Here is an 11,553-nt window from a genome sequence, read left to right on the forward strand (position 1 = left end):
ATGCGAGCGTGACAATACCGTCCACGCCAGGTGCCCGCCGATGTGGAACCGCCCGAGATTCGATCTCAAGGTCCGTCTGACGTTGCGCGTGGCCGCCGTCTTGGCCGCCTGCTTCGCCGCGATCTCCGCCTATTTCCTCATCACGGCCGACCGCGCGGTGCATGCGCGCATCGACGGTATCGCCGCCATCGTGGCCAAGACGCTGGAGCTGCAGCAGGGCAAGGTCCAGTGGATGAACGGCCCGCGCTCGGACTTTCCGAACCTTGACCCCGTCGCGGCGTTCGTGATGACCCCCGGCCTGTGTCTCGGCTTCCGTGGCGCCAGCGGCGAGATGCTCCAGCGATTCTGTAGCGGCGCGCCGACCCCGGAGAGCACGCCGCCGCAGGCGTTCGCAGCCTTCTATCGCGGCCTGTTCGACCCCGGCCGCGAAGCGGCACGGCCCGTGATCGCACGCGGAGCGAAGCTCGGCGACGCCGTGGTCTGGTTCGATCCGGCGGTGCAGACCGCGGAGGCCTGGCACGAGGCCGGCCGCCTGATCACGGTGCTAGCGATCACGCTGCCGCTCTTGTGCGCCCTGGTCTACGCGGCGCTGGCGCGCGCACTGCGTCCGACGCAGGTCGTCCGCGCCGGCCTCGAACGCATTGCCGCCAACGATCTCGAGGCGCGACTGCCGCCTTTCGACCTTGCGGAGCTCTCCGCCATCCGCGACGTCTTCAATCATCTTGCGGCCAGTCTTGCCACAGCGCTGTCCGAGCGCAGCGAACTGACGCGCCGGCTGATCGCGCTCCAGGACGAGGAGCGCCGCCATCTGGCGCGCGAGCTGCACGACGAGTTCGGCCAGTCGCTCGCGGCGATCCGCGCGCTCGCCGCATCCGCCCGCCAGACCGCGGCGGAGGATTGTCCTGCACTGCTCGGAGAGTGCGACAGCATTGCCCGAACCACGACCAGCATGATGGAGACGCTGCGCGGCGCACTGTTCCGCCTGCGGCCGCCCGATGTCGAGGAACTCGGCCTCGTCGCCAGCCTCGAAGGCCTGGTGTCCGGGTGGAACGGTCGCAGCCGCGGTCAGCCGCGCTTCGATATCCGCTTCGAAGGCGCCTTCGAGAACCTACCTGCGTCCATCAGCGCCAATCTCTACCGCATCGTGCAGGAGGCGCTCACCAACGCCGCCAAGCACGCCGGCGCCACGAAGGTCAGCCTTCATCTGGCGATGGCCGCAAACGAGATCGCGCTCGCCATCGACGACGACGGCCGGCCGAACGATGCCGCCGTCAAATCCGGCATGGGCCTGCTCGGCATGCGCGAGCGCGTCGCGGCGATGCGCGGCCAGCTCAGCTTCACGGCCGGACCGGACGGCGGCTCAACCTTGCGCGTTGCGATCCCGGTCAGCCCTGCCGACGGGCAGCTCGAAGCTCTGGAGGATGCGGCATGAGCGAGGCCGACTGGGCCATCATGTTGGTCGACGACCACGCCGTTGTCCGCGAGGGCTATCGCTCCGTCCTGCAGAAGCAGCCCGGACTGCGCGTCGTCGCCGAGGCCTCCGACGGCGCGGAAGCCTATCGGCTGTTCAAGGAGAGCCCGCCTGATCTGATCATCATGGATCTGAGCATGCCGGGGATCGGCGGCCTGGAGGCCATCAGGCGGATCAGGCAGTGGGACAAGGCCGCAAAGATCCTCGTCTTCACCATGCATCAGAACGCAGGCTTCGCCGTGCAGGCGATCCGCGCCGGCGCGAGGGGCTACGTCACCAAGACCAGCCCGCCGGAGACTCTGGTGCGCGCGGTGATGGACGTGCTTGCCGGGCGGGTCGCCATCAGCCCCGATATCGACCACGAGCTGGCGCTGAGCCGGCTCGCCGGCGAGAGCTCGGCGACCGATGTCCTGACGGCGCGCGAATTCGAGGTGCTAAGGCTTCTGCTCGCCGAACGATCCACCGAGGAGATCGCCGAGACGCTGCACGTCAGTCCCAAGACGGTCGCGAACCTGCACTCCCTGATCAAGGGCAAGCTCGGCGTCGAGTCCGATATCGAGCTCGTCAGGCTGGCGCTGCGCCAGGGCATTTTGACCCAGATCGATCTCGGCGAGGTCTGAACCGTCGCGGCTCAAACGAGGTAGCGCGTCAGATAGCCTTCCATCGCATAGAGCGCGCACAGCGCAAGGCTCGACCACACCGCGGCGCTGAAATAGAGCGCCATCCAGGCAAGCTCGCCCTTCCAATGCGCGACGTCATGCGTCACGACCCAGCGGGTCGCGACGTCATGCAGGCCTTCGAGCAGGCCGAGCAGCCTGCCGCCTTCGGGATGCCCTGCCCGCCAGCGGCTCAGATACATCGGCACGTCGACGGTGACGAGGAAGGCGAGGAAGCAGGCGATGCCGATGATGCCCGCGAGCAGCGCCCAGCGCACCGATCCCTGGAATTCCGGCATCAGCCGGCACAGCGCGATGCCCGCCAGGAAGAACGTCACCGCCCACAGCGAGTTCTCGATAGCGTTGTAGAGATAGTTGGTGGTTACGACTGCGTACCAGGAGAAGCACTCGGCGATGATGATCACGGGCACGATGATCCACGCGATGTTCACCGCGGTCTCCGCCCCCGCCATGCCGCCGAGCTGATGCAGGATAATGGCCCATTGTGCGGCGAAGCAGACTTCGGCCACGGTCGCGACCGAACGGCCGACAAACACGCTCGAAAGCCAGGTGTCGAACAGGCAGATGCGCTGCACGTCGGCGCGCGGCAGGAACGAGCGGAACGCGCAGCCGAACACATAGCCGGCGCAGAGCAAGAACATCAACCCGATGTTGGAGCCGCCGCCGACGCTGTCGGTCGGAGTCGGATAGAACTCGCGGTACAGCATGAACCAGACGAAAATGTTGACGCTGCTGACAAGCGTCAGGCCCCCCCACCACCACGCCAGAGGATTCGACCGCGCCTGCCACTGCAACATAATCGCTCCACATAAGTCGATTTGACATCTAGCGGTAGCAATTCTGTCATAAAGCGATAACGTGAGGCGACAAAAATCTGCGTGACGGCACTGTCATAATTGCGCTGTGCGCTGTCACAATTCACGAGAGCGACGCGCTCTCGCCGGGGGCACCTCTTTCGAAGCCCCCCGACTGACAGCGCTCAGCCCTTCAGGCTGGCCACATACGCTGCAAGCTTGTCCAGCGTCTGGTAGCCGAGCTCGACGGCGCCGAAGCCGATCACGATCTCGCGCTGCGCGGCCGTCGGATGCAGTTGCCGTAGCGTCAGCACGGTCTTGTCGCCATGGGCGTCGAAGGTGACCGTCATGCGGAACATGCCGGTATCCTCGTCCTTGTCCGTGCCGTGATCGACTTCGATCAGCCGCGGCTTGTCGATGCGCAGGAAGCGCATGCGGTTCGGATAGATCGTGCCGTCAGGCCCGATCATGTCGAAACGCCAGACCCCGCCGACGCGGACGTCGATTTCCTTGGTCTCAGTCCTGAAGGCCGCCGGCCCGAACCATTGCGGCATGTGTTTTGGATCGGACCACGCCTCGAACACCAGCTCGCGCGGCGCGTCGATCACGCGCGACAGCACGATCTCACGATCGAGCGACCATTGCGACAGGGCAGCGTTGGCAGAACTCGTCATCACTCGGCACCTTTCCGTTTGGTTGTTCGGGACGGCCGCTTGGCAACCTCCCTCTCCTTCTCTTTCTTCAGCTTCATCACGTAAGCCTCGAACCGGTCGAGGCGCGCTTCCCAGATCGCGCGCTGCTGCTGGAGCCAATCCTCCGCGCCCGCCATTGCCTCCGGCCGCAGCCGGCAGGTGCGCACCCGCCCGGACTTTTCGGACTCGACGAGGCCGCTCTCCTCGAGCACGCGGATGTGCTTCATGAAGCTCGGCAGCGCCATTGCGAAGGGATCGGCGAGCTCGCCGACCGACGCCTCCCCGGCACACAGCCGGATCACGATCGCCCTGCGCGTCGGATCGGACAGCGCACCGAAGACCTGGTCGAGTCGGGATAATTGGTTAGCCATGTAGCTAACTATAGCTGGAGCGCCCAGCGGCGTCAATCATTGTTAGCCAACTGACTTACTTTTTTTACCCCGGCAAGGATGAACCCCTACCCGCGCGATCGTGAATTGGGCTGCGCGCCATTTGCCGATAAGAGGTGAAACGGGGGCGCTTCGAACTTGATCATCAGACCGCGTGCACCCTCTTGCTCCCTCACCGCGCCCTGCCATCAGCCGGCGGTCCCTTGCCAAGGCCACGCTGCTGCCGCTCGCGTTCGGTTTCACCCGCCCTGCCCATGCGGATTCCGACATGATTCCGATGTTGCGGGACATCGTGGCGACTGAGCTCGCGCCAACGGCGACTCCCGATCATTCCGGTGGTCTTGCCGCCGCGCTCTATGCGGGCCGCCACGTCGACTTCTTCAACTACGGCTTTGCCGATGACGGGGCCAGGCGTCCGGTCACGTCGGACACGCTGTTCAACCTCGCCTCCCTGCGAAAGACTTTCGAGGCGACGCTGGTCGCGCTCGGGGTGCGCCGCGGCGAATTGCGGCTCGACGAGCGCGTGGCAGCGCTCCTGCCCGAGCTGAACGGCGACTACATCCGCCGCGTCACGGTCGGCGAGCTCGTCACGCATACGTCCGGGCTGCTGCTGCCGACAGATCATCCGCCATGGCCGAACGAGTCCTTCGGCCTCGGCCAGTTCCTCGACATGCTCAACGCATGGACGCCGCCGCCGGGCATCGAGCCCGGCAAGCAGCGCATCTATACCCACGCCGGCTACGTACTGCTCCAGCTCGTGCTCGAGCGCCGCTATCGCACGCCGATCCGCGAGCTGATCACAAACCGCATGCTGAAGCCGCTCGGCATGACCTCGACATTCGTGCCGGAGCGCGCGCCCGACAACCGCGCGATGCTGAGCGATGCACAGATGGCACGTGCCGTGCAGGGCTATTCCGATCAAGGCATGCCGATCGGGCCGCCCGGCAGTCAGCAGAGCTATTTCGACTTTCCGGGTACCGGCCAGATGTTTTCCTCAGCGCGCGACCTTGCGACGTTCGTCGCGGGCTGCGCGGACGGCAGGTCGATCGAGCCCGAGCTGCGCGAGGCGATCCGGATGACGCAGCACGAGAGCTTCCGCGCCGACGACAAATTCGGCCAGGCCATGGCCTGGGAAACCGTGCATCTCGACGGGGTGACGGTCGTGGACAAGCCGGGTGGCCTCAACAATGCGTCGGGCTATATCGGTCTCGTACCCGCACGCAGGCTCGGCATCGTCCTGCTGGCCAATCGCGGCGACTATCCCCACGAGATCGCGCGCTACAAGATCCTCCCCACACTGGCGCGGCTGGTCGCATCGCGGTGAGGCGCCGCACAGAAACGAAAAAAGCCCCGGCTCGGCCGGGGCTTTTCTCAGGGCTGTCCAGGAAGGACTTAGTACCTGGCGACGACCGGTCCGCCGAACCGATAGTTGATGCCCAACTTCGCCGTGTGAACACCCGGATCCGTGTGCGAGTTGGTGTAAGTGGTACCGAAAACATTCACGCCGGACGACGTGTAGGTTTCGTGCGTCGCCAGATAAAGGTACTCGCCCTTGATGCTCCAGTTGCTGGTGAACGCATACTCGATGCCGGCACCTGCGGCCCAAGTCACCTGCGTGGCATCGTGTCCGAGATTCAGGAGGCCGCCGCCGCACCCGGCAGCAATGTTCGCGCAATTGTCCGCAAAGCTGTAGCTCTTGTTGACGAACGCAACGCCGCCCTTGCCGTAGAACAAGACGCGGTCCGCGGTGAAGCCGAGGCGGCCTGCGATCACACCATACCAATCGCCAATGCGCGTGGTGTCCAGACTGTCCGGATAGGCAAAACCGACATTGACCGCATTGATGTCCTGAATGGTACGGCCAAGATGGATATAGCCGACCTCGCCTTCGATACCGATCAACCAGTTGGAGGCAACAGGCTGATAGTTCCATCCGATCGTGCCGCCCGCGATCACACTGTTGGACAGGCCGTAGCTGTTGTTCAGCGGACCGTTCCACGTGAAGCCCCCCGCGTCCGCCGGTTCTGTCGAAAAGGCGTTGCGGTCCGCAAACGCCCCACCAACGAATCCGCCGATGTAGAAACCACTCCAGTTGAACGGCGCCACGACGGGCGCCGCCTTGGTGTAGGTTGGCGCCAGATCCGCTGCGGACGCAGCAATCGTGCCCAGAAGAACCAGCGAACTCGCCAGAGCTATTCTCTTCATTCCAATCCTCCTTCACGCGAACGATGCGCACCGCGGCGACCGTCCAGCGCAAGATCGGAAATAATCCCCGCGCCTCTTACCGTCTTGTTCTAGGACGTCCTTCGCTTGGACTGCGGCGAGCTCATGGCACTATTGCGCGACAGTTGTTGCCTATCAGGCACATTTCAGTGCCGCCCACACCAATCGCGGCACGCCTGCAGCGACAATCCCGCGCGCAAAGCCGGACGTGGCCGGCAAGTTCGAACCAACTCGAGGCGCCCTCCGCTTCACACCGACCGCGTCAGCCCGCCATCGACGCGGATGTTCTGCCCGGCGATGTAGGCGGCGCCATCGGAGGCGAGGAAGGAGATCGTTGCGGCAATCTCCTCGACCTTGCCATAGCGCTTCATCGGCACGCTGTCGCGGCGCGCGTCCGTCGCCGGCAGGCTGTCGATCCAGCCCGGTAGCACGTTGTTCATGCGGATGTTGTCGGCGGCATAGGTGTCAGTGAAGATCTTCGTGAAGGCCGCAAGACCCGCGCGGAACACCGCCGAGGTCGGAAACATCGCGCTCGGCTCGAACGCCCAGGCAGTCGAGATGTTGATGATCGCGCCCTGCTTCTGCGTTTGCATGATCGGCGTGACCAGCCGCGTCGGGCGGATCACGTTCAGGAGGTAAGTGTCCATCCCCGTGTGCCACTGCTCGTCCGTGATCTCGACGATCGGCGCGCGCGGCCCGTGGCCGGCGCTGTTGATGAGCACGTCGATGCGACCCCACTTCGCCATGGCGCCGTCGACCAGGCGTTTGAGATCGTCGTTGGACTTGTTCGAGCCGGTGATGCCGAGCCCGCCGAGCTCGTTCGCAAGCGCCTCGCCCTTGCCGGAGGAGGACAGGATGGCGACGCGAAACCCGTCGGCAGCAAGCCGCCGCGCGGCGCCCGCCCCCATGCCGCTGCCGCCCGCGGTGACGAGTGCGACTTTCTCTGCTGCCATGTTGATCCCCGGCTGTTGTCATGATGTGGCGGCAGGTTTATGCGCCGCCCGTCCGGACGTATAGTCTGATCACGAGGCTCTGCACACGATGATTGACCATGGGTGACCTGCAAATCCGCGCCATGCGCGCCGACGACATCGCGCTCGCCGCCGACTGGGCAGCGGCCGAAGGCTGGAATCCGGGCTTTTCGGATGCCGGCTGTTTCGCCGTCGTCGACCCCTCGGGCTTTCTCATCGGCGAGATCGACCGCAGACCGGTCGCGACCATCTCCTGCGTCAACTACGACGATCGCTTCGCCTTCCTCGGCTTCTACATCGTGCGCAAGGAGCTGCGCGGCCGCGGCTACGGCTTGCGGATCTGGAACGCGGCGATCGCGCATGCAGGCGCGCGCGTGATCGGGCTCGACGGCGTCGTCGCACAGCAGGACAATTACAGAAAGTCCGGCTTTACACTCGCCTACGCCAATATCCGCTACGGCGGGCACATCGCGGCGCCGGCGCGGCCCACCGACGTCGTCGCGCTCAAGACGATTCCGCCGGCACTGATCGAGTCGGATGACGCCACCGTTTTCCCTGCAGCGCGCAGCGCCTTCCTGCGCGCCTGGGTCAGTGCACCCGGCCATAGCGGGTGCGCGTTGATGCGCGAGGGCAAGCTCGCCGGCTGGGGGGTGATCCGCCCCTGCCGTCACGGCCACAAGATCGGTCCGCTGGTCGCCGACGACCGCGCAGGCGCGGATATCATCATGCAGGCGCTGCTCGCCGGCACAGGTGGCGGCGAGGTTTTTCTCGACGTCCCCGGCATCAATCGCGAGGCGATCGCGCTGGCGGAAGGTTTTGGCCTTGCGCCGACCTTCGAGACGGCGCGCATGTACACCGGTCCGATCCCGCCGCTGCGGCTCGACCGGATCTTCGGCGTGACCAGTTTCGAACTTGGCTAGCGGCTACCCCGCGCACTGCGTCAAAGAGGACGCGCTCAGTAGCAGCGCATGATGTTGACGGTCTGATCGCCGCCGCGGCCGGGCACCGTCACGGTTTCCGACGGGCAGCTCGGCACATAGGGCCGATCCGACGGAACGACGTTCGGCGGATAGCGGTGCACCCAATCCCAGGGCACATCATAGGTGTAGGTGTAACGGACGTCGTTCGAGAGCGGCTGGGCCATATCGGCAGCATAGGAGTCGTTCGTGGGAGGCCCGTAGAGGAAGCCGCCGCCGCCCGGCCAGAAAACAAACGAATTCCGACGATGGAACCGCGCCGCCGGCGCGATCGACGGGTGGACCGCTGCGGGCGCACCGACCACGCCACGGGCCGCGAGGCCGCCCGATCGTGCAAAACTATTGCTAGTGGCAAGCAGCAGCAGCGCGGCTGCGCTCAGCGAGGCGAGCAACGCCCCATATGATCTATATGTCATGGTACGCACCAAACTGGTTTGGCCTGCGATGCAGCTCCCCACCGGCACGCTAGGCCCGGCCGCCGGCCCCCCGCAAACGTATAATTAATTGTTGGTTAAGGCACGGAATTAACGGGATGGTTCCGCGCTCATCCCAAGTCAGCGATCCTGACCATGACCAATCGCAGGCGTCCCCATCATCGGCCGCAGAGACTTACAGCGACTGCGATCGGCAAGGCCTAATGTTCGACCCGCGAGTTCCCTTACGGCTGCAACTTGATCGGAACGATATTTCCGATTTTTCGAATTTAAGATGGCGCCTGCCATTTGTTATCAACATGCGGAACCTGGCCGCGTAACGCGCGTTCCCTACGGTGATACCCATTCCCGTTTTGCAATTTGTTTCTGACGACTTATCTGCTTCAACGTATTTATACGTTGATTGCGAAAGTGCTCCGAGCAGAAAATCGAACTCGCCTGAGCACAGCTGAGCCTTTGGTATTTTTGCGATGAAGGCGTTTGGATGAAGGCGTTTGTATGTGAATTGGAAGCCAACGTCCGTCGAGAGTGCCGATACGAACATGTGCCAGAGCCGCCGTTCGACACCGTTCGGAGACGCGGCTGGCGGCTCACGGCGAGTCATATGCAGTGACAATCCCCGGTGGAATGGGCAATCGCCTTCTGGGAATATTGCCACGAGCCGACTTCGATCTGCTCGCGCCTGAGCTCGACAAGGTCGCGCTCAATCAAGATGTCGTCCTCTCGCGAGCGGGCGAGCGCGTCGAGCATGTCTTTTTCCCTCACAGCGGCGCGATCTCGCTGATGATCGAAATGGCGAACGGACAGGCGGTTGCCACCGCATCGGTCGGGCACGAAGGCGCAATCGGCATACTGTCCGTGTTCGGGCCGACGCCTTCCGTCATAACCGCCAGCGTTCGTGTGGCGGGAACCGCCTCGCGGATTCCGGCCGCGCGATTTCATGCGGCCTTCAGCAGGAGCCCCGCGATACGGCAGGCGGTTCAGGTCCACATCACGTCATTGCTGACGCAATTTCAACTTGGCGTGGCCTGCAACGCGCTGCATCCGGTCGGAGCGCGTATGGCTCGCTGGCTGCTTCAACTGCGCGACTGCACCGATAGCGACGTCCTTCCGCTCACTCAGGAATCGCTGTCGCAGATGCTCGGAGTGCGACGAACCACGGTCACTCTGCTGATGCGCAACCTGCGCGAGTCCGGAGCGATCCGATCCGATCGACGGGGCAAGATCGAAGTTGATAGGCCCCGGCTCGCCGCAGCCGCATGCGAATGCCACGTCAGCATGCGCCGCCAGATCGAGAAGATCTTCGCGACGAGCGGCCGGCCCCGCACTTGGGGCATGCCGACCAGTGTGAGGGATGACCGGGACAAGGCGGTTTGAGCGTCGTCCGCGCGACGCATTAAAGCGCGACGAGATCAGGATGAATCGTCATCGCGCCTTAGGTTGTCGTATGACCATGATCTCCCCGCGTTCCGCGCTCCTCGCGAGGGAAAGCCGCTTCACACTGTTCCGGATCATGCTTCAGTATCGCGATCTGGGTTTCCCGGCGCCGGTGATCTTGTGTCCGTCCGGTGATGCGCAATTTGGTCTGCGTCTCGAGCTTGCCAAGCTCGTGCAGCACTTTCGCCACCTCTCGCAATTCGTTGCGAGCGGGGCCCGGCTTCAGCCGTCGCGCCTCGACGAGAAAATCCTTTGCCTGCAGCAAGAACGTGGACACTTCATCCGAAGTCTTCATGTTCGCCATCGTAGCCCCCTATCGAAATCATCGATGACAGCGTGATCAGGCCAAAAGGCTCGTGCCGCCACGCTGCACACGAAGGGTCGGTTCGTCGACCCAGGCTTCCTGTGCGAACCAGGGATGATCAACCGAGCAGATCGGACAGCGCGTGCGTCCGAAAAACACCGCGCTGCACCGAAAGCGCTCGCGATCCGTCGCGATGCCGGTCGGAATCGCGCGCCCGGTTTGCGGGCATTTGACCATGAGCATACCCATCTCTTCCTCCTCGGAATCGACCTGATTATTATCGGAGCAGGAACCGGCCGGTTGGATTGCGCCTCTTTGTCGGTGCGTTGAGTTGGGGGGCATCGCGCACCTGGCCATCGTCTGATCGCGCATGGAGTGGGCCATGCGAGTGGCGGGGCTTGTTCCAACCGGCCGAATTGCCCTCCTCTGCGAACCGCGAACGTTCAACCGGCCTTTTGGAAAACTTTGGCGACGTGCTGTCTGATTGGCTCGCCCGATTGCGTTGCAAGCCGCTGCGCAAGCTCCCACAATTGCCTGTTCTGGGTCGAGGCAGCATCAAAAGCCCTGCGCGCTTCCGCCGCCGACGCGGCGAACACGTCGGTCATCGACTTGCTGCTCGCGATACGAGCCAAGAAATCGATTGCGGAGCTGGTGTTCGCGTTCGAAATCTCGATGACCTTGAGACCGTAGTCGGTCGCAGTCCTGGCGCTGTTCGAATAGGTTTCGCGAAGCGCTTCGGTCACTTCCTGCGAAACTGTCTTGATCTTCTCGCAACCCTCCTGCGTGCTAGCGGCTCGCTGCTCGGCAAGCTGCTCGAACAAAGGCTGCCAACCGACGTTCGGAAGCCCGAACGCGGACAGTCCGAAACCGTTTGAACCGTTTGCTGCTTTCACTTCGGCTTTCATTTCACTTTCACTCACGGCACCTACCCTCTACTCAAGCGAAATCATTTCCCGCGACGCATGAATTGCACCACAAGAGCTCACGGGACCGAGCCTTCGCCCGTTCCCTATCGATCAGCCATCTTGATGAGCTTCAAACCCAGCCCGCGCGATAACTATGCCTGACGAAGGCGGGGCCGTCCGTTCGATTTGCGACTCTCAGCTTGGATTTTTTTCGCGAATGTCAATACAAACTCTAGTATGTCGGAGAGACGACGCAGTGCAAACTGGGGATATCTGCGT

Annotated in this window: 14 protein-coding genes; 5 read left to right on the top strand and 9 right to left on the bottom strand. The window is 63.6% G+C overall.

Going from position 1 to position 11,553, the window contains the following annotated elements; genetic code table 11:
• Positions 1 to 40 precede the first annotated feature (40 nt).
• Positions 41 to 1,432, top strand: coding sequence for a sensor histidine kinase (locus ACV1FX_RS25670; RefSeq protein WP_473120359.1), 1,392 nt, complete (start codon positions 41 to 43; stop codon positions 1,430 to 1,432).
• Entirely contained in the window at positions 1,429 to 2,091 is a 663-nt protein-coding gene (locus tag ACV1FX_RS25675; protein WP_449378074.1) for a response regulator, read from the top strand. Before ACV1FX_RS25670 ends, ACV1FX_RS25675 begins: the two co-directional genes overlap by 4 nt.
• Before the next feature lie 11 nt (positions 2,092 to 2,102).
• Here ACV1FX_RS25675 and ACV1FX_RS25680 read toward each other — a convergent pair whose 3' ends face one another.
• From ACV1FX_RS25680 to ACV1FX_RS25690, 3 genes are all read right to left on the bottom strand, one after another.
• A complete protein-coding gene (locus ACV1FX_RS25680; RefSeq protein ID WP_473120360.1) occupies positions 2,103 to 2,945 on the bottom strand; it encodes a hypothetical protein in 843 nt (280 codons plus the stop codon).
• Positions 2,946 to 3,127: 182 nt separating this feature from the next.
• A complete protein-coding gene (locus tag ACV1FX_RS25685) occupies positions 3,128 to 3,616 on the bottom strand; it encodes an SRPBCC family protein (protein ID WP_473120361.1) in 489 nt (162 codons plus the stop codon).
• On the bottom strand, positions 3,616 to 4,005 hold the full coding sequence (locus ACV1FX_RS25690) for an ArsR/SmtB family transcription factor (protein ID WP_473120362.1): 390 nt from the start codon (positions 4,003 to 4,005) through the stop codon (positions 3,616 to 3,618). The genes ACV1FX_RS25685 and ACV1FX_RS25690 overlap by 1 nt, the downstream gene beginning before the upstream one ends.
• Positions 4,006 to 4,291: 286 nt before the next feature.
• Between ACV1FX_RS25690 and ACV1FX_RS25695 the strand changes: the two genes are divergently transcribed.
• Positions 4,292 to 5,347 carry a serine hydrolase gene (locus tag ACV1FX_RS25695; RefSeq protein WP_473120363.1) on the top strand — a complete coding sequence of 352 codons (1,056 nt, stop codon included), beginning with the start codon at positions 4,292 to 4,294 and terminating at the stop codon, positions 5,345 to 5,347.
• Positions 5,348 to 5,415: 68 nt separating this feature from the next.
• Here ACV1FX_RS25695 and ACV1FX_RS25700 read toward each other — a convergent pair whose 3' ends face one another.
• Positions 5,416 to 6,228 (bottom strand): outer membrane protein, encoded by an 813-nt coding sequence (locus tag ACV1FX_RS25700; protein WP_473120364.1) that lies wholly within the window; start codon positions 6,226 to 6,228, stop codon positions 5,416 to 5,418.
• Between the two features lie 266 nt (positions 6,229 to 6,494).
• The gene (locus ACV1FX_RS25705) at positions 6,495 to 7,199 is read right to left on the bottom strand and encodes an SDR family oxidoreductase (protein WP_473120365.1); all 705 of its coding nucleotides are present in this window, start codon (positions 7,197 to 7,199) and stop codon (positions 6,495 to 6,497) included.
• 98 nt (positions 7,200 to 7,297) lie between these two features.
• Here ACV1FX_RS25705 and ACV1FX_RS25710 point away from each other — a divergent pair, with 98 nt between their 5' ends.
• Entirely contained in the window at positions 7,298 to 8,137 is an 840-nt protein-coding gene (locus tag ACV1FX_RS25710) for a GNAT family N-acetyltransferase (protein WP_473120366.1), read from the top strand.
• A gap of 35 nt (positions 8,138 to 8,172) precedes the next feature.
• On the opposite strand, the gene ACV1FX_RS25715 is transcribed toward ACV1FX_RS25710, so the two are convergent.
• On the bottom strand, positions 8,173 to 8,610 hold the full coding sequence (locus ACV1FX_RS25715; RefSeq protein WP_473120367.1) for a hypothetical protein: 438 nt from the start codon (positions 8,608 to 8,610) through the stop codon (positions 8,173 to 8,175).
• Between the two features lie 645 nt (positions 8,611 to 9,255).
• Between ACV1FX_RS25715 and ACV1FX_RS25720 the strand changes: the two genes are divergently transcribed.
• Complete coding sequence (locus ACV1FX_RS25720; protein ID WP_473120410.1) at positions 9,256 to 10,005, top strand: Crp/Fnr family transcriptional regulator; 750 nt, start codon at positions 9,256 to 9,258, stop codon at positions 10,003 to 10,005.
• 58 nt (positions 10,006 to 10,063) lie between these two features.
• On the opposite strand, the gene ACV1FX_RS25725 is transcribed toward ACV1FX_RS25720, so the two are convergent.
• The 3 genes from ACV1FX_RS25725 to ACV1FX_RS25735 form a co-directional block, all read right to left on the bottom strand.
• Positions 10,064 to 10,369, bottom strand: coding sequence for a hypothetical protein (locus tag ACV1FX_RS25725; RefSeq protein WP_473120368.1), 306 nt, complete (start codon positions 10,367 to 10,369; stop codon positions 10,064 to 10,066).
• 36 nt (positions 10,370 to 10,405) lie between these two features.
• The gene (locus tag ACV1FX_RS25730; protein WP_473120369.1) at positions 10,406 to 10,618 is read right to left on the bottom strand and encodes a hypothetical protein; all 213 of its coding nucleotides are present in this window, start codon (positions 10,616 to 10,618) and stop codon (positions 10,406 to 10,408) included.
• A gap of 194 nt (positions 10,619 to 10,812) precedes the next feature.
• Positions 10,813 to 11,274 carry a phasin family protein gene (locus tag ACV1FX_RS25735; protein ID WP_473120370.1) on the bottom strand — a complete coding sequence of 154 codons (462 nt, stop codon included), beginning with the start codon at positions 11,272 to 11,274 and terminating at the stop codon, positions 10,813 to 10,815.
• Between the last annotated feature and the right edge of the window lie 279 nt (positions 11,275 to 11,553).

The organism is Bradyrhizobium ingae (assembly GCF_055791185.1).